This is a genomic window from Sorangium sp. So ce281 (assembly GCF_051527395.1).
GTDB classification, from domain to species: domain Bacteria; phylum Myxococcota_A; class Polyangia; order Polyangiales; family Polyangiaceae; genus Sorangium; species Sorangium cellulosum_B.
Genome location: NZ_CP150322.1, coordinates 8,811,919 through 8,835,937 on the forward strand (window position 1 = coordinate 8,811,919; position 24,019 = coordinate 8,835,937).

The 24,019-nt window shown below is 70.5% G+C and carries 21 protein-coding genes; 18 read left to right on the forward strand and 3 right to left on the reverse strand.

The window, feature by feature from the left end:
- Positions 1-115: 115 nt before the first annotated feature.
- From WMF27_RS33450 to WMF27_RS33490, 9 genes are all read left to right on the forward strand, one after another.
- Positions 116-1,234, forward strand: coding sequence for an NAD-dependent epimerase/dehydratase family protein (locus WMF27_RS33450; protein ID WP_437764810.1), 1,119 nt, complete (start codon positions 116-118; stop codon positions 1,232-1,234).
- Complete coding sequence (locus WMF27_RS33455) at positions 1,231-2,367, forward strand: SDR family NAD(P)-dependent oxidoreductase (RefSeq protein WP_437764809.1); 1,137 nt, start codon at positions 1,231-1,233, stop codon at positions 2,365-2,367. Before WMF27_RS33450 ends, WMF27_RS33455 begins: the two co-directional genes overlap by 4 nt.
- Positions 2,364-3,665 carry a TIGR04295 family B12-binding domain-containing radical SAM protein gene (locus tag WMF27_RS33460; RefSeq protein WP_437764808.1) on the forward strand — a complete coding sequence of 434 codons (1,302 nt, stop codon included), beginning with the start codon at positions 2,364-2,366 and terminating at the stop codon, positions 3,663-3,665. Before WMF27_RS33455 ends, WMF27_RS33460 begins: the two co-directional genes overlap by 4 nt.
- Complete coding sequence (locus tag WMF27_RS33465; RefSeq protein ID WP_437764807.1) at positions 3,658-4,884, forward strand: glycosyltransferase family 4 protein; 1,227 nt, start codon at positions 3,658-3,660, stop codon at positions 4,882-4,884. Before WMF27_RS33460 ends, WMF27_RS33465 begins: the two co-directional genes overlap by 8 nt.
- The gene (locus WMF27_RS33470; protein ID WP_437764806.1) at positions 4,875-6,020 is read left to right on the forward strand and encodes a CgeB family protein; all 1,146 of its coding nucleotides are present in this window, start codon (positions 4,875-4,877) and stop codon (positions 6,018-6,020) included. The genes WMF27_RS33465 and WMF27_RS33470 overlap by 10 nt, the downstream gene beginning before the upstream one ends.
- Positions 6,017-7,156 (forward strand): CgeB family protein, encoded by a 1,140-nt coding sequence (locus WMF27_RS33475; protein WP_437764805.1) that lies wholly within the window; start codon positions 6,017-6,019, stop codon positions 7,154-7,156. Before WMF27_RS33470 ends, WMF27_RS33475 begins: the two co-directional genes overlap by 4 nt.
- Entirely contained in the window at positions 7,153-8,316 is a 1,164-nt protein-coding gene (locus WMF27_RS33480) for a CgeB family protein (protein WP_437764804.1), read from the forward strand. The genes WMF27_RS33475 and WMF27_RS33480 overlap by 4 nt, the downstream gene beginning before the upstream one ends.
- Entirely contained in the window at positions 8,313-9,323 is a 1,011-nt protein-coding gene (locus tag WMF27_RS33485) for a UDP-glucuronic acid decarboxylase family protein (protein ID WP_437764803.1), read from the forward strand. Before WMF27_RS33480 ends, WMF27_RS33485 begins: the two co-directional genes overlap by 4 nt.
- A 129-nt stretch (positions 9,324-9,452) precedes the next feature.
- Positions 9,453-10,421 carry a hypothetical protein gene (locus WMF27_RS33490; RefSeq protein WP_437764802.1) on the forward strand — a complete coding sequence of 323 codons (969 nt, stop codon included), beginning with the start codon at positions 9,453-9,455 and terminating at the stop codon, positions 10,419-10,421.
- Between the two features lie 44 nt (positions 10,422-10,465).
- Here WMF27_RS33490 and WMF27_RS33495 read toward each other — a convergent pair whose 3' ends face one another.
- Positions 10,466-11,107: a Uma2 family endonuclease gene (locus WMF27_RS33495; RefSeq protein ID WP_437943253.1), complete on the reverse strand. Its 642-nt coding sequence runs from the start codon at positions 11,105-11,107 to the stop codon at positions 10,466-10,468.
- A gap of 184 nt (positions 11,108-11,291) precedes the next feature.
- On the opposite strand from WMF27_RS33495, the gene WMF27_RS33500 reads away from it, so the two are divergent.
- From WMF27_RS33500 to WMF27_RS33540, 9 genes are all read left to right on the forward strand, one after another.
- The gene (locus WMF27_RS33500; protein ID WP_437764800.1) at positions 11,292-12,065 is read left to right on the forward strand and encodes a TetR/AcrR family transcriptional regulator; all 774 of its coding nucleotides are present in this window, start codon (positions 11,292-11,294) and stop codon (positions 12,063-12,065) included.
- Between the two features lie 79 nt (positions 12,066-12,144).
- On the forward strand, positions 12,145-12,609 hold the full coding sequence (locus WMF27_RS33505) for an ABA4-like family protein (RefSeq protein ID WP_437764799.1): 465 nt from the start codon (positions 12,145-12,147) through the stop codon (positions 12,607-12,609).
- A 1-nt stretch (position 12,610) separates the two neighbouring features.
- Positions 12,611-13,444, forward strand: a complete 834-nt coding sequence (locus tag WMF27_RS33510; RefSeq protein ID WP_437764798.1) for a hypothetical protein — start codon at positions 12,611-12,613, stop codon at positions 13,442-13,444.
- 256 nt (positions 13,445-13,700) lie between these two features.
- Positions 13,701-16,118, forward strand: a complete 2,418-nt coding sequence (locus WMF27_RS33515) for a type VI secretion system Vgr family protein (protein ID WP_437764797.1) — start codon at positions 13,701-13,703, stop codon at positions 16,116-16,118.
- Positions 16,119-16,200: 82 nt separating this feature from the next.
- Positions 16,201-19,152 carry a DUF2169 family type VI secretion system accessory protein gene (locus WMF27_RS33520; protein ID WP_437764796.1) on the forward strand — a complete coding sequence of 984 codons (2,952 nt, stop codon included), beginning with the start codon at positions 16,201-16,203 and terminating at the stop codon, positions 19,150-19,152.
- A gap of 7 nt (positions 19,153-19,159) precedes the next feature.
- Entirely contained in the window at positions 19,160-20,251 is a 1,092-nt protein-coding gene (locus WMF27_RS33525; RefSeq protein ID WP_437764795.1) for a pentapeptide repeat-containing protein, read from the forward strand.
- 7 nt (positions 20,252-20,258) lie between these two features.
- Complete coding sequence (locus tag WMF27_RS33530) at positions 20,259-20,909, forward strand: DUF3540 domain-containing protein (RefSeq protein WP_437764794.1); 651 nt, start codon at positions 20,259-20,261, stop codon at positions 20,907-20,909.
- Positions 20,910-20,942: 33 nt separating this feature from the next.
- Entirely contained in the window at positions 20,943-21,299 is a 357-nt protein-coding gene (locus WMF27_RS33535; protein ID WP_437944551.1) for a DUF4150 domain-containing protein, read from the forward strand.
- 189 nt (positions 21,300-21,488) lie between these two features.
- Positions 21,489-21,959 carry a hypothetical protein gene (locus WMF27_RS33540; RefSeq protein ID WP_437764792.1) on the forward strand — a complete coding sequence of 157 codons (471 nt, stop codon included), beginning with the start codon at positions 21,489-21,491 and terminating at the stop codon, positions 21,957-21,959.
- A gap of 78 nt (positions 21,960-22,037) precedes the next feature.
- Here the strand turns inward: WMF27_RS33540 and WMF27_RS33545 are convergent, their stop codons facing one another.
- Together WMF27_RS33545 and WMF27_RS33550 are read right to left on the reverse strand one after the other, a co-directional pair.
- Positions 22,038-23,093 (reverse strand): glycosyltransferase family 4 protein, encoded by a 1,056-nt coding sequence (locus WMF27_RS33545; RefSeq protein ID WP_437764791.1) that lies wholly within the window; start codon positions 23,091-23,093, stop codon positions 22,038-22,040.
- Complete coding sequence (locus WMF27_RS33550; protein ID WP_437764790.1) at positions 23,084-23,950, reverse strand: PIG-L deacetylase family protein; 867 nt, start codon at positions 23,948-23,950, stop codon at positions 23,084-23,086. The genes WMF27_RS33545 and WMF27_RS33550 overlap by 10 nt, the downstream gene beginning before the upstream one ends.
- Positions 23,951-24,019 lie beyond the last annotated feature (69 nt).

Genomic DNA, 24,019 nt, shown 5'->3' on the forward strand with positions numbered 1-24,019 from the left:
CGCGCGGAGCGGACCCTTGTTGAATACCTCACAAACCATGTTGCGTGATCGTGAGTCGCATGATACTCGGATGGCGTCCGGGCAACGATCATGCCCTGTTTCGAACACGAGGGATATGACGAGTCACGTCCTCATCACCGGTGGAGCGGGGTTCATCGGATCTCACGTGGCCGACGAGCTCCTGCGCCAGGGGGTCCGCGTCCGGGCGCTCGACAGCCTGGTCCCTCAGGTGCACGGCCCCGACCGCGGCCGCCCGGCCTACCTCGACCCGGAGGTCGAGCTCATCGTGGGTGATGTCCGCGACCGGGACGCGGTGAAATCGGCGCTCCGCGGCGTGGACGCGGTCGTCCACTTCGCGTCCGCGGTCGGGGTCGGACAGAGCATGTACAAGATCGCGGAGTACACCTCGATCAACAACCTCGGCACCGCCGTGCTCCTCGAGGAGCTCGCCGCGAAGCCGGTCTCGAGGCTGCTCGTCGCCTCCAGCATGAGCGTGTATGGCGAGGGGCTCTACCGGGCGGCCTCCGGCGCGGTGGTCCCCGGCGCGAGCCGGCCGCTCGAGCAGCTCAAGCGCGGCGACTGGGAGGTCCGGAGCGAGGCCGGCGAGGCGCTCGTGCCCATCCCGACGCCCGAGTCCAAGCCCCCGTCGCTCGAGTCGGTCTATGCGCTCTCCAAGTACGACCAGGAGCGGCTCTGCCTGATGATCGGGCGCGCGTACCAGATCCCGACCGTCGCCCTCCGCTTCTTCAACGTCTACGGCCGCCGTCAGGCCCTCTCCAACCCGTACACCGGCGTCCTCGCCATCTTCGCCGCGCGGCTCCTCAACGACCGTCCGCCCGTGATCTTCGAGGACGGGCTGCAGCGGCGCGATCTCGTGAGCGTCACCGACGTCGCCCGCGCCTGCGTCCGGGCCCTCGGCGCCGACGCCGCGGTGGGCCAGGTGCTCAACATCGGCAGCGGGCGGTCGTACACCGTGCGCGAGGTCGCCGAGCGCGTCCGCGAGGTGATGGGGAAGAGCGGTATCGAGCCCGAGATCGTCGGGAAAGCCCGGCTGGGCGACGTCCGGCACTGCTTCGCCGACATCGGCGCGGCGCAGCAGAAGATCGGGTATGCGCCCCGGGTCTCGCTCGAGGAGGGGCTCCGCGATCTCGCCGGCTGGCTCGAGGGGCAGGTGGCGAAGGACGCTGTCGCCCAGGCCCGCGCCGAGCTGGAGTCCAGGGGGCTGACGGTATGAGCGCCGCGGCGGATGGCCCGGGCGGCGCGACCGCAGCGCCGGGGCGCCCGGCGCTGATCACCGGCGGCGCCGGCTTCATCGGGGCCAACCTGGCCCACCGCCTGCTCCAGGCGGGAGAGGCGGTGCTCCTCTTCGACAACCTCTCCCGCCCGTCGGTGGCGCGCAACGTCGAGTGGTTGAGGCGCACCCACGGCGACCACGTCACGCTGATCACCGGCGACGTGAGGGACGCCCGCGCGGTCGCGGCGGCGGTCCGGCGCGCCTCCAGCGTCTTCCACTTCGCCGCCCAGGTGGCCGTGACGACGAGCCTCGTCCAGCCGGTGGAAGACTTCGAGATCAACGCCCGCGGGACGCTCAATGTGCTCGAGGCGATCCGCGCCGAGGGCGCCCCGCCGCCGCTCCTGCTCACGTCCACCAACAAGGTGTACGGCGGCCTCCCCGACGTCCCGCTCTCGTGCAGCGGCCGGCGCTACGAGCCCGCGGATCCGGAGCTCCGGGCCTCCGGCGTCTCCGAGGCCCGCCCGCTCGATTTCCACAGCCCCTACGGCTGCTCCAAGGGCGCGGCGGACCAGTACGTCATCGATTATGCCCGCACCTTCGGGCTCCCCGCGGCGGTGTTCCGGATGAGCTGTATCTACGGTCCTCGCCAGTTCGGGACCGAGGACCAGGGGTGGGTCGCGCATTTCCTCCTCCAGGCGCTCCGGCGGGAGCCGATCACCCTTTATGGCGACGGGATGCAGGTCCGGGACGTGCTCTTCATCGACGACCTCGTCGACGCGCTCCTCCTCGCCCGCAGGGACATCCGGCAGATCTCGGCGTCGGCGTTCAACGTCGGCGGGGGCCCGGAGAACACCCTCAGCCTGCTCGAGCTGCTCGACCTCATCGAGGAGCTCGACGGCAAGCGCCCCCTGATCGGCTTCGAGGGGTGGCGGCCGGGCGATCAGCGGTACTACGTGTCCGACTGCCGCCGGCTCTCCGCGGCCACGGGGTGGTGGCCGCGCGTCCGGGTCCGCGAGGGCGTGCGCAGGCTGCACGGCTGGCTGCGGGAGATGACGGAGGCGACCGGCGCCGGGAAGGCCGCCGCCGGCGCCGGCCAGCCCGCGAAGGAGCCGTGCGCGGGGGGCGTCCGGTGAGGTTCGCGCTCGTCAACCCGGCCTGGAGCTTCGAGGGGAGCATCTATTTCGGCTGCCGCGAGCCTCACCTGCCCCTCGAATACGGCTACGCCAGGGCGCTGCTCGAGGCCGCGGGGCACGAGGCGACCCTCGTCGACGCCCAGGCCCGGGGCCTCGCCGATGGCGCCCTCCGCGACGAGGTGGCCGCGCTCCGCGCCGACGCCATCGTGGTGACCACCGCGCCGAGCTACCTCTTCTGGCGCTGCGCCCCGCCCGAGCTCCGCGTCCCGCAGCAGGCGCTCCGCGCGCTCCACGGGCTGCCAGGGCTCCGGCTCGCGGTGGGCCCCCACGCCTCCACCACGCCCCGCGCCGCCCTGCGCAAGCTCGGCGTCGACGCCGTGGTGATGGGCGAGTGCGAGGACGTGCTGGTGGAGCTCGCCGATCGCCCGCGATCGCGCTGGGGCGAGATCGACGCGATCGCCTGGCTGGAAGGCGACGAGGCGCGCGTGCAGGGCGGCCCGCGCGCGTCGGACATGGCCCGGCTGCCGGCCCTCCGCTGGGACGACGCCACGGTGGCGCGCCACGCCCACCACCACCACCGCTTCGACACCACGCCGATCGGCCCCGGCGCCGAGGTCGAGGCGTCGAGAGGGTGCCCCTACCACTGCACCTTCTGCGCGAAGGACAACTTCCGCGACGGCTACCGCAAGCGCCCCCTCGATGTGCTCCTCGACGAGCTCGACGGGCTCGTCGCCCAGGGGGTTCGTTACGTCTATTTCATCGACGAGATCTTCCTGCCGGATCGCCCGCTGCTCGAGGCGCTCGTCGATCGCCCGGTGTCGTTCGGCGTCCAGATGCGCGTCGACAGCTGGAGCCGGGAGATGCTCGACCTGCTCGGGAGAGCGGGGTGCGTCTCGATCGAGGCAGGGGTGGAGAGCGTCACCCGGGAGGGCAGGAGCCTCCTGGCCAAGCGCTGCAGGCTCTCGACCGAGCAGCTCGGCGATCTCCTGATCCACGCCAAGAAGAGCGTGCCCTTCGTCCAGGCGAACCTGATCCAGTCGCCGACCGACGATCCCGCGGACGTCGCCGCCTTCCGGGCGCGGCTCCGGCAGCACGGCGTGTGGGCGAACGAGCCGGTGCCGATGTTCCCTTACCCGGGCTCGCCCGAGTACACGATGCGCTGGGGCACCCCCGACGACGAGGCGTGGGAGCGCTCGGTCGCGCACTACCTCGATCGGTTCGAGCGCTTCAGCGACCTCCAGGACAGCCGCCCTCTCCCGCTCTCCGCGCTGGAGATCGCGCCCCCCGGCCATGGCTGACGCCGCGCGCGCCCCCGGCTCGGTCCTGATGACCGCCGACACGGTGGGGGGCGTCTTCTCCTACGCGATCGAGCTCGCGCGCGCGCTCGCGGCGCGCGGGGTCCGGACGTCGCTCGCCACCCTGGGCGGGCCGCTCTCCGCGCCCCAGCGCGAGGCCGCGGGCCGCGTGCCCGGGCTCGCCGTCTTCGAGAGCGCCTTCCGGCTCGAGTGGATGGAGGACCCCTGGGACGACGTCGCGCGCGCCGGGGACTGGCTCCTCGAGCTCGAGGAGCGCGTCCGCCCGGCGCTGATCCACCTGAACGGCTATGCGCACGGCGCCCTCGCCTTCCGCGCCCCGAAGCTCGTGGTGGCCCACTCGTGCGTCCTCTCCTGGTGGGCCGCGGTCCTCGGCGGGGAGGCGCCGCCGCGGTACGATCGCTACCGGCGCGAGGTGGCCCGGGGGCTCGCCGCCGCGCCGGCGGTGGTGGCCCCGACCCGGGCGATGCTCGACGCCCTCCTGCGCCACCACGGCCCGCTCCCCGGGGGCGCGCGGGCGGAGGTGATCCCCAACGCCGCCGACCCCGCGCGGTTCGCCCCGCGCCCCAAGGAGGCGCTCGTCCTCGCGGTCGGGCGGCTCTGGGACCAGGCCAAGAACATCGAGGCGCTCGGCGAGGTGGCCCCTCACCTGCCCTGGCCGATCCAGGTGGCCGGGAGCGACGTCCGCCCGGACGGAGGTGCGGGCGCGGGCGCGACACCCCTCCCCTCGCTCGAGCACCTCGGCGTGCTCTCGCCATCCGCCGTCGCCGCCGCGCTCGGCCGCGCGTCGATCTACGCTCACCCGGCCCGCTACGAGCCGTTCGGCCTGTCGGTCCTGGAGGCGGCGCTCTCCGGGTGCGCCCTCGTCCTGGGCGACATCCCGAGCCTGCGCGAGGTCTGGGGGGACGCGGCCCTCTACGTGGATCCCGGCGACACGGAGGCCCTCCGGCGCGCGCTCCGGGCGCTCATCGACGCGCCCGGCGCGCGGCGCGAGATGGCCACGCGCGCCCGCGCCCGCGCCCTCGGCTTCTCGCCGCGGCGGATGGCCCGGGGCTACCTGCGCCTCTACGGCGAGCTCCTCGGCCGCGGGCCCAGCGAAGCGCGCTCGCCGGCGCGCGGGGCGGCCGCGCGGCTCGAGCCGCGCGGGACCTCGGGGATCGCGGCCGCGCCCCCCGTGAAGAAGGCGAGCGCGCCATGCGCATAGCCCTGTTCTGCCACTCCCTGCTCTCCGACTGGAACCACGGGAACGCGCACTTCCTCCGCGGCGTGGTCACCGAGCTCGCCGAGCGCGGGCACGAGGTCCGCGCCTTCGAGCCGAGGGACGCCTGGAGCCTCCGGAACCTCGTCGCCGATCACGGCGAGGCGCCGCTGCGCGAGGTGAGGGAGGTCTACCCGCGCGTCGATCCGATCCGGTACGACCTTGCCTCGCTCGACCTGGACGAGGCGCTCGAGGGCACCTCGCTCGTCCTCGTCCACGAGTGGAGCGAGCCCGAGCTGGTCGCCCGCATCGGCGCGCATCGAGCGCGCGCGGCGCGCGCGCCGTACCGGCTGCTCTTCCACGACACGCACCACCGGTCGGTCACGGATCCCGGGGCCATGGCGCGCTACGACCTCACCCGCTACGACGGCGTCCTCGCCTTCGGCCGGGTGATCCGCGACCTCTACCTCGCGCGCCGCTGGGCCCGCCGGGCCTTCGTCTGGCACGAGGCCGCGGACGTCCGCGTGTTCCGCCCGCGCCGCGGGGCCCAGCCCGAGCGCGATCTCGTGTGGATCGGCAACTGGGGCGACGAGGAGCGCACCCGCGAGCTCGACGCGTTCCTGATCGGCCCGGCGCGCGATCTCGGCCTCTCCGCCCGCGTGCACGGGGTGCGTTACCCCGACCACGCCCGCGCCGCGCTCGACGCGGCCGGGATCGAGCACCGGGGCTGGCTCCCCAACTACCGCGCTCCCGAGGCGTTCGCGCGGGCCAGGGTGACCGTCCACGTCCCGAGGAGGCCCTACGTCGCCTCGCTCCCGGGCATCCCGACCATCCGGCCGTTCGAGGCCATGGCCTGCGCCATCCCGCTCGTCTGCGCGCCGTGGAGCGACGCGGAGGCGCTGTTCTCGCCCGGCCGCGACTACCTCGTCGCCCGGGACGGCGACGAGATGAAGCGGCGCCTCGCGGCCCTGCTCGCCGAGCCCGCCCTGGCCGCCGAGCTGGCGGAGCGGGGGCGCGCGACGATCCTCGCGCGCCACACGTGCGCCCACCGGGTCGACGAGCTCCTCGCCATCGCCGCCGAGCTCGGCGTCGAGGTCGACCGCCCCGCGCCCGCCGCCACACCCCAGCGAGCCACGTCATGAACCGACGCAACCCACGCCCGACCGCGAGCCGATCGCTCGACATCGCCTTCTTCGGATCGAGCCTCGTCTCCGCCTACTGGAACGGAGCCGCCACCTACTACCGCGGCATCCTCCGCGCCCTCGCGGCGCGAGGGCACCGCATCACCTTCCACGAGCCGGACGCCTACGATCGGCAGAAGCACCGCGACATCGAGGACCCGCCGTGGGCCCGCGTCGTCGTCTACTCCGGCACGGACCCCGCCGAGCCCAGGCGGCTCGTCGAGCAGGCCCGGAGCGCCGACGTGGTCGTCAAGGCCAGCGGCGTCGGCGTCTTCGACGAGCTGCTCGAGGCCGAGGTCGCCGCGCTCGATCGGCCGGGCCTCACGACGATCTTCTGGGACGTCGACGCCCCGGCCACGCTGGAGCGGGTCCGCGCCGCGCCGTCGGATCCCTTCCGCGCGCAGATCCCGCGCTTCAACCTGGTCTTCACCTACGGCGGCGGCGACCCGGTGGTGCGCGGCTACGAGGCGCTCGGCGCGCGGCGCTGCGCGCCGATCTACAACGCGCTCGACCCCGAGACCCACTTCGAGGTCGCGCCAGATCCTCGATTTCATTGTGATTTTGCGCTGCTCGCCAACCGCCTGCCGGACCGGGAGCGGCGCGTGGAGGAGTTCTTCCTGCGGCCCGCGGCCGCGCTCCCCGGGATCCGGTTCCTCCTTGGCGGCAGCGGCTGGCAGGACAAGGCGATGCCCCCGAACGTCCGCTACGTCGGGCACGTCTACACGGCGGACCACAACGCCTTCAACGCGAGCGCCCGCGCGGTGCTGAACGTGGCCCGCGACAGCATGGCGTCGGTCGGCTTCTCCCCGGCGACCCGGGTCTTCGAGGCCGCGGGCGCGGCCGCGTGCCTCGTCACGGACGCCTGGGAGGGGATCGAGCTCTTCCTCGAGCCCGGGCGCGAGGTGCTTGTCGCGAGGAGCGGCGACGACGTCGCGGAGGTCCTCCGGGCGCTCACGCCGGAGCGCGCCCGCGCCATCGGCAGGGCGGCGAAGCAGCGCGTGCTCGCGGGGCACACCTACGCCGAGCGCGCGAGGCAGGTCGAGGCGCTGCTGGCCCGCCCCGACGGCGCAACCCTCACCGCGATCGCGCCGCCGTGAAGCCCATCTCCTTCGTCTTCCTGGGCCTGTCGATCACCTCGTCATGGGGCAACGGCCACGCGACGACGTACCGCGGGCTGCTCAAGCGGCTGGCCCAGCGGGGGCACAGCGTGCTGTTCCTGGAGCGGGACCTCTGGTTCTACGCCGAGAACCGCGATCTCCCGAGCCCGCCCTACGGCCGGACCGAGCTCTACCGGGGGCTCGACGATCTCCGCGCGCGCTTCGGGGGCGCGGTGCGCGACGCGGACCTGGTGGTCGTCGGGTCCTACGTGCCCGACGGCGCCGAGGTCGGCGCCTGGGTGACGGAGACCGCGCGCGGGAAGACCGCGTTCTACGACATCGACACGCCGGTGACGCTCAAGCAGATCGAGCGGGGCGGCGCCGGGTACCTGTCTCCGGCGCTGATCCCGCGGTACGATCTGTACCTCTCGTTCACCGGCGGCCCGACGCTCGAGCGCCTCGAGCGCCGCCACGGGGCGAAGCGGGCGCGGCCGCTCTACTGCGCGGTGGATCCGGACGAATATTTCCCGGAGCGCGCGCCGCCCCGGTGGGATCTCGGCTACCTCGGCACGTACAGCGCCGATCGCCAGCCCACGCTGGACCGGCTGCTCGTCGCGCCGGCGCGCCGCTGGGGGCGAGGCCGCTTCGTTGTCGCCGGCCCGCAGTACCCGGCGGACATCGGCTGGCCCACCAACGTCGAGCGCACGGATCACGTCCCGCCGGGCGCGCACCGCGGCTTTTACGGCGCGCAGCGCTTCACGCTCAACGTCACCCGCCGGGACATGATCGAGGCGGGGTACTCGCCGAGCGTGCGCCTCTTCGAGGCCGCGGCCTGCGGCGTGCCGGTGATCAGCGACGACTGGCCGGGCCTCGACGAGCTCTTCGAGCCGGGCAAGGAGATCCTGGTCGCCCGCTCCCCGGAGGAGGTGCTCCACCTGATCCGCGAGCTCCCCGAGCGGGAGCGGCTCGCGATCGGCCAGCGGGCGCGCGAGCGCGTGCTCGCCCGACACACCGCGGCGCACCGCGCCGAGGCGCTGGAGAGATACACCCGGGAGCTGCTCGACGAGCAGGACGCGCCGGAGCGCCGGAGCGCCCGCGGGACCGGGGACGATGACGTCGACGTGGGGAGTCGACCTGGAGAGGAGGTCAGAGAGACATGAGCGCAGCGCTCCGCATCCTGGTGACAGGGGGCGCCGGATTCGTCGGCTCCCACCTGTGCGATCGGCTGATCCGGGAGGGCCACGAGGTCGTCGCGCTCGACGATCTCTCGACGGGCTCCCGGGACAACGTCGCCCATCTCCTCTCTCACCGGCGCTTCCGGCTGGTGGAGCACGACGTCATGCAGCCGTACGAGCGGGAGGTCGACCGCATCTACAACCTCGCCTCGCCGGCGAGCCCGCCGCACTACCAGCGCGATCCGGTCCGGACCACGATGGTCAACGTGCTCGGCGCGCTCCACGCGCTGGAGCTCGCCGAGGGCTGCGGGGCGCGCGTCTTCCAGGCGTCGACCAGCGAGGTCTACGGCGATCCCGAGGTCCACCCGCAGCCGGAGGGCTACCGGGGCGCTGTGAACCCGATCGGGATCCGCTCCTGTTATGACGAGGGGAAGCGCTGCGCCGAGTCGCTGATGATGGACTTCCACCGCCGTCGCGGGGTCGAGGTACGCCTGGCGCGGATCTTCAACACGTACGGTCCGCGCATGGCGCTCGATGACGGTCGGGTGGTGTCGAACTTCATCGTGCAGGCGCTCCGGGGCGAGGACCTCACAGTGTACGGCGACGGCTCCCAGACACGGAGCTTCTGCTACGTGGAGGACCTCATCGAGGGCATCGTCCGGCTGATGGAGCACCCGGCCGAGACGGGCCCGGTGAACCTGGGCAATCCCGAGGAGTTCACGGTGCTGGAGCTCGCCGAGGAGGTGCTCCACCTGACCGGGAGCCGGGGCCGGGTGGTGTTCCGTCCGCTGCCCGAGGACGATCCGAGGCAGCGGCAGCCGGTGATCGACCGCGCGCGGCGGGTGCTCGGCTTCGAGCCGAAGGTGCCGTTGCGCACGGGACTGCGCCGCACGATCGAGGGTTTCCGGAGCGCGCTCGGGCTGGGCCATCGCGCACCTGGGCTCCCGGTGTCGGACGATGACGCACCGTTGCCCCGTGCGGCGAACGGCTGAGCCGAGCCGACCGTAGAGTCGGTGCGGCGCCCATGATACCGTCAGCTCTCTGACGCCCGATTGTCGCACAGGGCCGTGCGGCGAACGGCAGGGGCACTGCGCCCTTAACTTAGAGCGAAGGAGAGCGGCATGGATCTCAGGGCATGGTGCGCGGCGCTCTGCGCGGCGACGGTAGGTCTCGTGGGCTGCGGCGGGGACTCGGGAACGAGTGGTACCAGCGGTTCGTCGGACGGCTCGGGCTCGGGCTCGGGCAGCGGGCAGGGGAGTGGTTCCAGCGGCCAAGGGGGTTCCTTCGGCGAGGGGGTCGGCTCCGGGATCGGGTCCGGCAGCGGGACCACCGGGGGAGGCGGCAGCGGCGCGGCCTCCTCGGGGTGCGAGCACGTCGATGTCGTGTTCGCGCTCGACAACTCCTCGAGCATGGATGAGGAGAAGGCCTCGATGCGCGACGTCGTGTTTCCGGCGTTCGCGCAGGCGTTGCTCGATATCGATGGCATCCTCGACTTCCGCGCGGCCGTGATGGACGCCTGCCCCCTCCCCGCCACCTTCCACACGCGCGGCGCCGCGGGTGAGTGCTCGTTCCAGAGCGGCAAGGCGTGGATGGAGAGCACGAGCACCGACCTCACGGGCGAGTTTCAGTGCGCTGCAGATCTCTATGTGGACGACATCGAGTGCACCGAAACCAATGACGACGAGCAGCCCGTGTCCTCGATCGCCGCCGCGCTGGAGCCGCCGTTCTCGGACGCCGAGAACGCGGGGTTCCTCCGCAACGACGCGCTGCTCGTGGTGGTGGCGATCACCGACGAGGACGAGCAGCCCGCCCCGCGCCAGACGCCGCAGCAGATCCACGATCGGCTGATCGCCGCGAAGGGCGACGCGAAGAACGTGGTGTTCCTCGGCATCGGCGGGAGGCGGCAGTGCGAGGGCGCTTATGGGGACGCGGAAGCGGCCCGGGACATGCAGAGGCTCGTGGACCTGTTCGCCGCCGACGGCCGTGGGTTCTTCTGGGATCTCTGCGAAGGGCACCTCGAGGACGGCCTCACGAGCGCCCTCGCGGCGATCGAAGAGGCGTGTGTGGAATTCGTGCCCACCGTGAACTGACGATGAACTGACGACGGGCGGCGCCGCGAGGCGCCGCCGGCAGGCTACCGCGGCAAGCTCTCCTGGTCTTCCTCCGGCGCTTCGCCCTCGTCGGCGCCGAGCTGCTCGACTTCCTCCCACAACGCATCGAGCTCCAGCCGGAGCCCTTCGCATCCAGGCACATCGACGCTCCCATCGGTCGCGTCGAGCGCGTGCGCGTAGCGCCCATCCGCCCCGAGCTCGAGGACCTCGATGCTCCGGAGCTGCGGATCGACGATCCAGTACCAGCGCACCCCGAAGGCGGCATATTCGCGGAGCTTCTCGACACGATCGCGGCGCCCGTCGCTCGGCGTGGGAGAGACGACCTCGACGGCGATATCGGGCGGGATACGCACGAGCCCCCGCGCTGGTGGCCTCCGGTTCCCGGGGAAAAAGACGGTCACGTCGGGCTTCCGGCCCCGCTGCGGCTTCACCGCGAATTTCGCGTCCGAGCTGCCCACCAGCCCGCCGCGGGGGGTGATCCAGACGCGGAGCATGTGGATCAACCAGCCGACCACGACCTCGTGAACGTAGCCGGACACCTCTTCCTCCACGAGCAACCCGTCCACGAGCTCGCCCGGCTCATCCTCGGGCAGGGCCGCCCACTCGACGAGCGACATCCGCCGGCCTGACGCGGGTGCGGGTGAACGAGCCGCAGCCTGGACCATGAACAGAGCCTATCACGCCTGCCGCAAGGGGTGTACCGAGAGGGCGGCCCGCCGCTGCTCCCACCAGGCGCGCGCGCATGCCTCCGCCGCGCGTCGGCGAGGCGCGAGGCATGATGGCTGGCACGGGTGACGGCGGGCCCGAGAGGCCCGGGAGACCACCGCAACGCGCTCGATGCGGAGATGCTTGACGGCAGACGATGCTACCGTTATAAAAAGTAACACTGTTACGAACGACGACGACGACGACGGCGGCGGCTGCGCCGCCCGGAGGCCAGGCGACACGGACATGGCGAGCGCGCGCCCGAAGACCACGAAGACCAGCGGCACGACCCAGGCGGAGCGCCTGCAGGCGTCGAGCCAGCAGCGCCGCGAGCAGCAGAAGGAGAACCTGCGGGGCGCGATCCTGGCGGCGGCGGGCGAGCTGTTTCTGGAGCAGGGCTACGAGGCGTTCTCGATGCGCCAGGTGGCCGAGCGCATCGGCTACTCGGCAACGACGATCTACCGCTATTACGAGGACAAGGACGATCTCCTGTTCGCCATCGTCCACGACGGCTTCACCGAGTTCCAGCGGGCGCTCGTCGCGGCCGCCGAGAGCACGGCGGACCCGCTCGAGCGGCTCGTGGCGCTCGGCGCCGCGTACGTTCGCTTCGGCATGGACAACCCGGTGCACTACCGGCTGATGTTCATGCAGCGCTTCGATTTCGTCTTCGACCAGCGGAAAGCGCGGCAACAGCCGATGATCGGTTCGTTCGACGTGCTGCAAAACGCGGTCGCGTCCGCGATGGACGCCGGCGCCATGCAGCGCGGCGACGTGGAGCGCCACAGCCAGGTGGTCTGGGCCCTTGTCCACGGGATCACCGCCCTCGGCCTGGCCGACCGCGGCCGCTTCACGGCCGACGACGTCGACCGGACCCTGGAGATCGCCATGAGGATGATGGTCCGGGGCCTGCGCCCCTGATCGCTCTCTTTTTTTCCCGTAAAGTTAACACTGTTACGAATAGTTTCATCGTTACAACCAGCAACCGGTGGAGGGTACGATGGATAGGGTCTTTGGACTGAGCGGCTTGCTCGTGATGCCGTTCTGGTTCCTGATGATTTTTCTGCCCCGCGCTCGATGGACGCGGCGGATCATGGAGTCGCCGCTCGTGGTCGTCGCGCCCGCGCTGCTCTACGCGGCGCTCGTCCTCCCGGTCATCCGCGAGGTGTTCCCGATCGTCAACCAGCCGAGCCTCGCGGCGGTCGCCTCGCTGCTCGGCTCGCCCGCGGGCGCCACGATCGGCTGGGTTCACTTCCTCGCCTTCGATCTCTTCGTGGGCCGGTGGGTGTACCTCGACAGCCGCGATCGCGACCTCTCGCCGTGGCTCATGGCCCCGGTGCTCTATCTGACGCTGATGCTCGGGCCGCTGGGGTTCTCGCTCTACCTCGCCGTCCGCGCGATCGCCGATCGATCGCGCCGCGCCGTCGTCACGATCGCGGCGCCGCGCCCCGCCGGGGAGGCCTGACATGAGCGCCCGCTCGCTGAGCCCCTCGTTCTCGCTCCCTCGCTCGATCGAGGAGCTCCTCCGGCGAAGCCCCGTCCTGTTCATCGCGGCGGCCGCCCACGCCGCGCTGCTCGTCGTGCTGCTCGCCGCCGCCCCGCTCGACGCGCGCCTCGTGATGGGGGTGAACCCGTGGATCAAGCCGGCGAAGTTCGCCGCCTCGATCGCCATCTACCTCCTGACGATCAACTGGCTCGTCGGTGATGTCACGCTCCCGCCGAGAGGCCGCCGGGCCGTCGTCTGGGGCACGGTGGCGATGGTGAGCTTCGAGATGATCGCGATCACCGCGCAGGCGGCGCGGGGCGTGGCGTCGCATTTCAATCAATCGACGCTGTTCGACGGGGCGGTGTTCGCGCTCATGGGCATCGCCATCCTCGTGAACACGGCGCTCGCGGCGTACCTCGCGACCAGGTTCTGGGCGACGCGACCTCCGCTGCCGGCCCCGTATCTCTGGGGCATCCGGCTGGGTCTCGTCCTGTTCCTGCTGGCCTGCGCGGAAGGCGGCTTCATGTCGGCGCACAACGCGCACAGTGTCGGCGTCGCCGACGGCGGGCCCGGGCTCCCCGCCGTCAACTGGAGCACGCGAGGAGGCGATCTGCGCATAGCCCACTTCTTCGGGATGCACGCGCTGCAAGCCGTCCCCCTGGTCGGCTACTGGCTGTCGGCGCGGGCGCAGGGGTCGGGGCCGCGCGCGCGGCGGGCCGTGGGATGGGTGATCGCGTTCGGCATCGGCTACGGCGCCGTCGCGCTGGCGCTCTTCCTGACGGCCCTCGCAGGGCGACCGCTGATCCGGATGTAGCGCGCCGAGAGGACGGCGGTCCTGCGCTGCTGGAGGCAAAGAGGCGAGCCGGCGCAGAGCGCCGAACACTGCCGCGTGACGATGGGCGCGGGCCGGGTGTCGCCAACCGGACGACGTCGCCTGCGACGAATCCGTCACTTCCTCGTCATCGATAGACAACAACAAGCAGGTAATCCGCCACACAATTGACACAAATTCCGTCTAGGCTCTCCAGCGCGTCTGCGCCTGCCGCTGTTTCCCACCCCCGAGGCTCGCCATGCCCGACAATTTCGTCGTCCAATCCAGCGCCCTGCCCTCTTCCACCAAGCTCGTAGCTTTTCACGGCACCGAGGGCATCTCGAGGCCCTATCGCTTCGAGCTCTACCTGGTGATGACGAACGACGTCGGCCAGAGCTTCGATATGGCGGCGGCCGTGGGGCAGCCGGTGAGCATCTCCCTGGAGCGGAGCGACGGCGGCGAGCCCTTCCTTCGGAGCGGCGTCCTCGGCAGCATCGAGCTCATCAACGAATTCGCCGGCCGGTCCGTCTTCCGGGCCACCATGGTCCCGCGCCTCGCCTTGCTCGCCATGTCGTTTCACAGCCGTGTCTTCACCGCGCAGGCCATCCCGGAGATCCTTCAAGCCGTCCTTCAGAAGGGCGGCGTCACGGACTGCGCGCTCCAGCTCCAGGGCTCCTACACCGCCGAAGAGCATGTCTGTCAGTACCGCGAGACCGACTATGCCTTCGTCGCCCGGTGGATGGAGCGCGAAGGCATCTATTATCACTTCGAGCACGGGGAGGGCGGCGAGACGCTGGTGCTTGTCGATGACAAGTCGGCCCATCAGCCCCATGGCGGCAAGCCCATTCGTTATTACCCGCAGCCAGGCGGCGCCAACACCGCGAAGGACACGTTCCACGCCTTCACCTGCCGGCATGACGCCATGCCCGGCACGGTCCGCCTCAAGGACTACAACTACGCCACGCCGGCCGTACCGGTCACCGGGCAGGCGTCGGTCAGCCCGAGCGGCTTCGGCGAGATCAGCCTGTACGGCGCGCGGTTCTTCTCGTCGGGCGACGGGGCGCGGCTGGCGCGGATCAAGGCCGAGAGCCTCGCCGCGACCGGCGTCGTTTACCAGGCGATGGGCAAGGCGGCGACGGTGGTCCCCGGGTTCACCTTCGAGATCGAGGACCACCCGCGGGCCGCGTTCAACACGAAGTACCTGACCATCGAGGTCGAGCACTGGTCCAACCAGGCCCCGGACATGCCCGAGCTCCGCGACTTCGCGACGTGGACCGAGAACTACCGCATGGAGGCCAGGGCCATCCCCGTGACGACGCAGTTCCGCGCGCCGCAGGTCACCGAGTGGCCGCGCATCTACGGCACCGAGATCGCGGTCGTCGAGGGCGCGGCGGTCAGCGAGTACGCGCAGATCGACAGCCATGGCCGCTACCGGATCAAGTTCCTCTTCGACGAGAGCGACCTGAGCGGGGGGAAGGCGTCGACCTGGGTCCGGATGCTCCAGCCCCACGGCGGCGGCATCGAGGGCTTCCACTTCCCGCTGCGCGCCGGCGTCGAGGTCATGTGCGCCTTCGAGGGGGGCGATCCCGACCGGCCGGCCATCGTCGGCGTCGCGCCCAACGCGCTCACGCCGAGCCCGGTCACGTCGGGGAACAACACGCGGAACGTGATCCAGACGGGCGGGCGGAACCGGCTCGAGCTCGAAGACCAGGCCGGGCAAGAGCGGGTCACCCTGTCGACGCCTTACGACAACACCTACATCCGGATGGGGGCGCCCAACGGCGGATCGTCGTACGAGGTCAAGTCGCAAGGGCACGCTTATACGTGGATCGGAGGCAGCTCCGAGAACATCGTGGGTGGCAACCGAACGGCGATCACCGTGGGCATCTCCGAGAACATCGTGGGCGGGTTCCGCCTGAGTGTCACCGGGGGATACGCCGGAAACTTCATCGCCGGATACGCGCAGAACGTGATCTTGGGCTATCGCCACACGACCATCCTCGGCAATGAAAAGACGATCCTCCACGGCAACCGGAAGACCACCATCACGAAGGATCGTACCACGAGGATCGGGGGCGACGACACGTTCTGGCTCAAGGGCGATCGCGACGCCACCATCAAGGGCGACAGCAGCTTGCGCGTCCTTGGAAAGCGCAACACCAATATCCAGAAGCGCGACAAGAGCACTTTCTTCGACGGGCGAGAGACGACGATCCACGTGTCGAGCCAGACGACGGTCAACGGCACCAGCGAGGTCGATATCAACGGCACGCGACGTGCGGACATCCGCGGTCACGCCACCGGCAACTTTTACGCAGGGCGAACGACCAACGTTCACGCGGGGGGAGTCAGGAAGACGATCAGGGGTGGTACCACCGCCGAGGTCTTTGGCCCGATCAAATTCACGCTTCACGGACCGAAGCAAAGCACTGTCAATGGCCCTGCCGAAAGCACCATCACCGGGCTCTACAAAACCACGATCGGGTCGCGCATCGAGATCATCAAGGGAACCAAGACCGAGAGGATCAACGGTCTGGCATACAAATATGCCCCCAAAGAAATAAAGAAAGTGACGTTCGCGGAGGTCAACGCGAAGGGGCTCAAGCATAGCGTCGAGCTGTATCGCATTCAGTACCAGCTCGGCTTCCACAAGGGGCAGCTGCACCTCATCCAGTAATTCACCTGCTGCTTGAGGAACAGGCTCGCGCTGAGCGCCGAGCCGAACGACCCATCGAGCCCGCCACCCTGGAGTCCGTCGGATGAAAATCGTCAAGCCCATGCGCCTCGGGGTGGTGCCGAGGGTCTTCATGCACCAGCGCACCCCGCACCTCGTGGTCACCACCTTCGTCGGCTTCTCCTACGACCGGCCGGCCCGGCTGCTCTATGAGCCCACGGTCTGGAAGATGGCCATGGAGGAGCTCGGCGAGGACGGCCTCCTCGACGAGTTCAACCCCAAGACCCGGGGCGAGCTCCTCGTCACGGGCCGCTGCTATCCGCCGGGGCGCGTCGCCCGCCCCGCGAGCTCGGTCCGCGTCCAGCTCGGACCCATCAACAAGAGCCTCTACGTCATCGGCGACCGGACGTGGGGGATGCTCGGCATGTCGGATCCGGCGCCCTTCACCGAGATGCCCGTCACCTGGCGAAACGCCTTTGGCGGGAAGGATTTCGCCAGGAACCCGCGGGGCAAAGGCCACGGCGACAAGAGCGCGGCGCTCCCCAACATCGAGTCGCCCAAGCACCTCATCCACGCGCGCAGCGACTGCCCGATGCCCGCCGGCCTCGACGGCTACGACCTGACGTGGCCCCAGCGGTTCTCCAAGATCGGCACCTACGACGCGGCGTGGCGCGACGAGTGCTTCCCTGGTCTTGCGCGGGATCTGGACCCGACGCTGTTCAACATGGCCCCGGAAGATCAGCAGATCGACGGGGTTTTCCGGGGCGACGAGACCTTCGTTGTCGAGAACATGCACCCCGACAAGCCCCGGATCGAAGGCGCCCTCCCCGGCGTTGCAAGTCGATGCTTCGTCGTCCTCAAGACGAGCGACGGTGTGGAGATCCACGAGCCCGCGATGAAGCTCGACACGGTGCGTCTGTTCCCGCACCGCGAGCGAGGGGTCGTCCTCTTCCGCGGCGGCATCGAGATCTCCGAGGACGACGCGGACGACGTGGTGGCGGTGCTGGTTGCCTGCGAAGCCATGGGGGCTCCCAGGCCCGTCGCCTATTACCACGATTACCTGATCCCCCGGCTTGGCCCTCCGAGCAACGATCTCCCGGATGACCAGGACGACACGCTCATGCCCGAGCCCGAGGATCCGGAGGCGCCGCCGCTGCCCGATGACACGCTCTCCGGGCTCGCGTCGAAGCTCAGGCGGGAGGGGTTTCTGGGAGGCACTCCGGCTCGATCCGTCGAGCGCGCGGCTGGAGCCGCGGCCGACGAGGACGAGGCGGAGCCGGCCACGGACTTTCCAGAGGGCACGGAGACGGAGGGAGAGGAGAGCCCCGCGTGGTCCCAGGCGGACACGGGGGTGAACCACGAGGCGGACCCGGAGGCGCTCGCGTTTGCAGCCTCCGCGACGACGCCCGCCCTGGAAGACGACCCCGAGGAGGCCGAAGCGCTTCGCGCGCAGGAAGCGCTCACGGAATGGGGCAAGAAGCAGCTGCGAGACCATGGCATCGATCCTGAGGCGCACCTCGCCCAGGAAGAGCCCTCCGACGACCTCGCGTCCCTCGATGACCCGGAAGAATCCGAAGAGGCCGTGGTCCGCCTGGTCGAGGGCAAGCTCGGCAGCGGGCTGGCGGCGCACGGGGTCGACGTCGGTGCGTTGCTTTCGAAGGCGCGTCAGAACGACGCCGAGCGTCCGAGCGAGATCAGGATGTCGGAGGTCCGCGAGCGCATGCGGCGGTCGCTGACGAGCGAGGGCTTCACGCCGGAGAAGACCGAAGAGCTGGTGTCGTCGCTGGATTGGCAAGCCTTCGAGGACGAGACCCAGGCCACCGCTGACGAGGACCTCGACGACCCATTCAACCTCCCCGACGAGGCGCCCGAGGCGGCCCACGCCCTGCCCGAGGACGAGGCCTGGGGCGGTGAAGCTGCGGACGACGAGGGCTTCGCGTCTGCGGAAGATCCGGACGACAGGGCTTCGTCTTTCGCCGAGCTGGGCGAAGACGGGCCGCGGCTCGCGCACCTCCTGGCGGCCCCCGCGCTCCTCGACAGCGAAGAATCCCTGCGACTTCGCCGCGACGTGGAGGCCGGGCACAAGGAGGGGCGGAGCTTCGCGGGGTGCGACCTCACGGGCGCCGACCTCTCTCACCTCGACCTCGAGGGGATCGACCTCGAGGGCGCCATGCTCGAGTCGGCCTTTCTCACCGGGAGCATCCTGCGAGAGGCGAAGCTCACGGGAGCCGTCCTGGCGCGAGCCAACCTGGAGGCCGCGGATCTCTCGGGGGCCAGGCTCAACGGAGCCAATTTTGGTTCGGCGTGCCTGCGGGACCTGAAGGCCACGGGAGGCGTCGATTTCGGCGAGGCCGTGCTCGTCAAGGCGGACCTCTGGGGAGCGGATCTGTCCGGCGCCAATCTCTCGCGCGCCGACCTCTCCGAGGCCAATTTCTGCGACACCAACCTGGAGAACGTCGTCGCGGAAGAGGCGATGTTCCAGCAGGTGGACCTGACGGGAGCGCGCCTCGTGGGCGCGCGGCTCTCGGGGTGCACCTTCAACGAGGTGAATGTGACCGAGGTCGATTTCACCGGCGTCGACCTGAGCTCCGCCACCTTCATCGCCGCCCAGGGCGACCGCGCCATCTTCCGAAAGGTGATGGCAAAGGACCTCACGAGCGTGATGGGCTCGTCCTTCGCCGGCGCAGATTTCTCCGGCGCGACGCTCGCCGGCGCGAACCTGATGGGGACGAGCCTCGCCGGCAGCGACCTCTCCGACGCCGACCTGCGCGGCGCGCTGCTCAACGAGGCCGACCTGACGGAGGCGAGCCTCGATCGCGCGAACCTCGCCGAAGCCATGCTGACCCGCGCCAACCTCACCAGGGCGTCGCTCTACGCCGCCGACCTGAGGCAGAGCGTCATGAACCATGCGTGCGTCCAGGGGGCCAACTTCGAGAAAGCCAACCTGTTCAGTGTGTGCGCCGATCGGATGGTTGGAGATGACGACACGAGCTTTGCCGGCGCCAACCTCAAGCGACTCCGGGTAATACCGGCCTAGAGGGAGCATGGGCAGGGAAGCGCTGTGCAAGCTGATCGAACAGGAAGAGGTCGTTTCGGAGCTGGACCTGTCGGGCTTCGACCTGTCGGGGCTCGACCTCTCCGGCGGGATCTTCGAAGATGTCCGCTTCACCGACGCCGACCTCAGCGGCGTCAAGGTGCGCGAGGCGATCTTTCACCGCTGTGACCTCGCGGGAGCCAACCTGAAGGGGCTGGATTTTCACCTTGGCACGGCCATGGACTGTACGCTCGCGGGGGCCGTGCTCACCGGCGCCTCGCTGGTTGGAGCGAGCCTCTCGGCCGTGGACCTCGAATCGGCCGATCTGACCGGAGCCGACCTCTCGTCGGCCACCATCGACCATGCCCAGCTCAAGAACGCCCGATTGGTCCGTGCCAACCTGACCGACGGCACCCTGTTCGGCGTCACGCTCGAGGGCACGGACTTCTCTCAGGCCAACCTGACCAGGGCTGTGTTGTTCCGTCAGGACCTGTCCCAGGCCGTTCTCACGGGGACTACCCTCGTGGAGGCGATCCTGATCGAGGTGCGGATGGGGCCCAAGGACTTCCGGCGGATGGACCTCAGCAGAACGCAATTCACCAGCGCCGACCTGCAGGACTGCGACTTTTCAGGGGCCACGTTGACGCAATGCGGCTTCAAGGGCGCCAACTTGACCGGGGCCCGACTGGACGGCGCCGTCGCCCGGCTGGCCGACTTCGTCGAAGCGACCCTGATGAACGCGAGCCTCACCCAGGCCGACCTGAGCCAGGCGCTCTTCGTCGACGCGCGCGCGGGCGCCACGAACCTCTCGGGCGCGCGGCTCGAGATGAGCGTCTGGCACCGGGCGAGCTGCCCGGGCGCCCGCTTCTGCCGGGCAGACCTGAGCCATGCAGACTTCTCCCACGCCGACGTGTCGTTCGCCGACTTCTCCGATGCGACGCTGTCGCGCGCGCGGCTGCACCGCGTGACGGACAAGGGCACGATCTGGCCGCCGAGCAAGGCGCTGGCGCACGGCGACGACAAGGAGCTCAAGGAAGCAGAAGACTGGCAGGCCAACGTCCTTGGGAGGCCTGCCGGCGGTCAACGCACCCCTCACTCATGAGGAAACCATGCAGAGCGCAGCAAGAGCGAGACAAACCCAGCGGGAGGCCCACGGCGAACACGGCGCCGTGCTCCGCATCGAGGGCTCCGCGTACATCGTCGAGACCGAGAGCGGCGAGGTCCGCGCGAAGCGCGCGACGAGCTGTCTGCTGGAGCCCGCCGCCGGAGACCTGGTGCTCCTCACCGCCGTGAACGGCGCGCATTACATCCTCGCGATTCTCGAGCGGGAGGAAGGCGCGCCCTCGCACCTCGTCTCCGAAGGAGATCTCCAGATTCGTCTGCGGCGCGGCTCGCTGGGCATCGCGGCGCCCGACGGTGTACACGTGGCAGCCGGCAAGGACCTCTCGATGGCCGCGTCGACCTTCCGTGTCCAGGCCAAGGAGGGGCACGTCGCGCTGGAGCTGTTCACGTTCCTCAGCAAGATGGCCCGCGGGGAGGTCGACCGGGCCAAGCTGATCGGCCGGAGCCTCGACTCGGCGCTCGAACGGCTGTCGCAGAGGGTGAAGCGCTCCTACCGCATCGTGGAAGAGGCTGACCATGTGCGCGCCGAGCGCATCGACTATGCGGCCAAGGGCAACCTCGTCATCCACAGCGAGAACGCCAAGATCACCGCGTGCCACGTCGTGAAGATCGACGCCGATCAGATCCAGGTAGGGTGACCGACCATGTTTGCAATCACATCGCGCGGTGGAATGGACTTTGGCATCCCGGACGTCTGCCGTCTTCCGACGACCATCCCCGTCCCATTTCCAAATTTTGCGGCGAAGCCCATGGGGACGTCCCCCGCGTACAAAGTGCGCATCGGGGGCGCTCCCGCGCATACCGTGGCGACCACCATTCCGCTCACCTCCGGCGACAACCCTGGGCTTCTCGGCGGCGTGATCTCCGGCCGCAACATGGGCCCCGCGAGGCGTCTCCGGTTCTCTCGCAACACGCTGTGGCAAGGAAAACCGGCGGTGGTGCTCAGCGCCAACGGCCTCGGGAACCAGATCAACACGAACTCGACGACCATCGTCCCGAGCCAGACCAAGGTTTTGATTCTCAAGTGACGTCTGCTCGGTGGTAGTGCTGAGATTTCAACATGAAGGCGGGAAGGCGGGAAGAAAACCTGAATAATCTTCCCGCCTTCCCGCCTTCATGTGAACTCTCTCCGGGAAAATGTGAGCACTACCCGCTCGGTCGTGTCCGCGAGAGCGCCCCGAGATCCCGCCCTGCTCTGACCGCCGAGGGACACCCACGTGGCCATCGATGAAATCACCCGTATCCGCCTGGGGATCATTCAAAAGAAATACGGCGATCGCCTGGCTCGGAGCACGTGCGGCTCCACCCCGCCGGATCGGCGCCAGGTTTTCATTGACGAATTCCGGCGGATCCTGGCCGACATCTTCGTTCCCACGTTCGAGGCCATCGGCGGTGAGCTCGCCTCGTCAGGCCACGCTTACCGGATCGAGCATGACGTCGGTGAGAAGACCCCCAGCATCGAGTTTCACCTCCTGCTCCGGGGCGTGCCGGCGAAGGCGAACAACCTGATCCGCCTCTTCTACAGCGCCGAGGCCGCGGGCGACGGAGAGGTGATCGCCGAGGTCAACGTCTACCAGACCCTGACCGAGCTCACGCGGTTCCGGGTGCTGGCTCGGGTCACCCGGGAGGTCGCGGAGCAGATGTGCGTGGACGCCATCGAGCACGTCTTCGCCTGCAACGCTCGCTGAGAGGCCTTTGTGGTGCCCGCGGCGCGGCCGCAGGCGGAGAGCGTCGTCCTCCATCCTCCGGCACGGCGACCCGGCGCTTCACCCTTCCCGCAGGATCCGGCTGTACGTCTCGAGGTACGCCGCCGCCGTCGCCGCCGCCGAGAAGCGCTCCTCGGCCGCGCGACGGCACGCCGCCGGGTCGAGCCGGTCGACGCTCGCCATCGCGCCGGCCATCTCCGCAGCGCCGTCCACCAGGAACCCCGTCCGGCCGTGCGCGACGATCTCCGGCAGCGCGCCGGCGCCGCGCAGCGCGATCACGGGCGTTCCCGAGGCCAGCGCCTCCAGGGCCACGAGCGAGCTGGTCTCCTGCACAAGGCTGGGGACGAGCAGGCACCGCGCCGCCGCGAGCAGGCGGCGCTTCCGGGCGAGGTCCACCGGGCCAAGGAAGCGCCGCACAGGCCCGGGCCCGCGCAGCATCGGCAGCAGGACCTCCTGGAGATACCGCGTGTGCGCCTCGTACCCGAACGCCTGGCCGGCGAGGAGCAGCGGCACGCCGGCGCGGACCGAGGCCTCCACGGCGACGTGATAGCCCTTCTCCGGGCAGATACGGCCCAGCGCGAGGGCGAAGCCGCGCTTGTACCGCCTCGGCCGGTAGCGCTCCAGCCGGACGCCGTTCGGGATCTCGGGCAGGAGCCGCGCCTCCGGCGGACAGGCGCGCCGCTGCGTCGCGGACACGCAGTGGAGGAACGTCCTCGGCCGCTCGAGACGGAACACCGCGGGCGAATAGAAGCTCGGCGGGAGATGGAGGGTCGCGAGCACCGGCACGCCCGGCTCGGGCAGATAGCGATCGAAATCGACGCCGTGCAGGTGGACGAGGTCGATCGGATACCTGTCGAGGGCCCGGGCGACGGCGCTCCGGTGGTGGCCAAAGGCCCGCTCCCTGGCCGCCTCGTCGAGGACCGCGCCCGGCGGGGGCGCCGGCGTGGCGACCAGCGTCCCTGCGCAGGCGGAGCCCTCCGGGGCGACCACGATCGACCGGTGGCCGCCGCGCGAGAGCGCCTCGTCGAGCATCGAGAGGACCTGCTCGGCGCCGCCGACGGCGTCCGGACCCACGGGCGCGAGCGGATAGCCGACGAGCAGGACCGTCAGAGGCACAGCTCGCGCTCGAGGCCGAGCAGCGTGAGCGTCTTCGCCGCGAGCCGCCGCCAGCGCGCGCCGTCGATCGGGAAACCGAGGCGCTCGTAGTGGAGCGGGCCGTCGTGCGGGGGCCTGCGGAAATCGTACGCGGGCGCCGGCCGGAAGCGCTCGACCTCCGCGCCGAACGGGGCGAGCACCTCCCGCTGGCTGGCGAAGCAGGCCAGCATGGCGCGCTTCCGCGACGCCTCGATGTCCGAGAGCCGGAGCGCGATCTCGGGGACGCCGGGGTGCGCGATGAACTCGCCGGTGAGGAGGCGGCCGCGCGCGGCGTGGTACGACGCCGCCTCGAAGATCAGCGGCGCGGTGACGCCGTTCCAGAGGGCGAGCACCGCCGCCGCGTGGACGGCGAGCGCCGCCGCGTCGTGATCGGGGTGGCCGCCCTCGTAGGGGTGGGTGAACACCACCTCGGGCCGCGTCCGGGCGAACAGCTCGACGAGCCGCCGGGTGAGGCTCGGCGCCTCCTCGATCGCCTCCTGGTCGACCGCGCCGAGGCACCTGAGCCGCCCCGCGGGCACGTTGCCGGCCGACATCGCGCGGGTCACCTCCTCGCGCCGGAGCGCGGCGTAGCGCTCGCGCCCGATGCCGGCGAGGCCCGCCGGCACGAAGCGCTCGTCGCGCGGCGCCCCGTCGGTCACGTGGACCACCTCGATCGGGCTGAGCCGGCCGATCCGCGCGCCGAGCCCGATGGTCTCGTCGTCCGGATGGGCGAGCACGACGAGACAGCGCGGCGCCCGGCCCGACGAGAGCCACGAGAACGGCGGCCACGCGAGCTCCTGGGCGGAGGGGCCCTGACGGCGCAGCACGGCGAGGTTCACGACGGCACCTCCGCGCGCCTGGTGCGAAGCCCTGTGCGCGGCTCGGGTCGCCCCCCCGGGGTGCCGCGG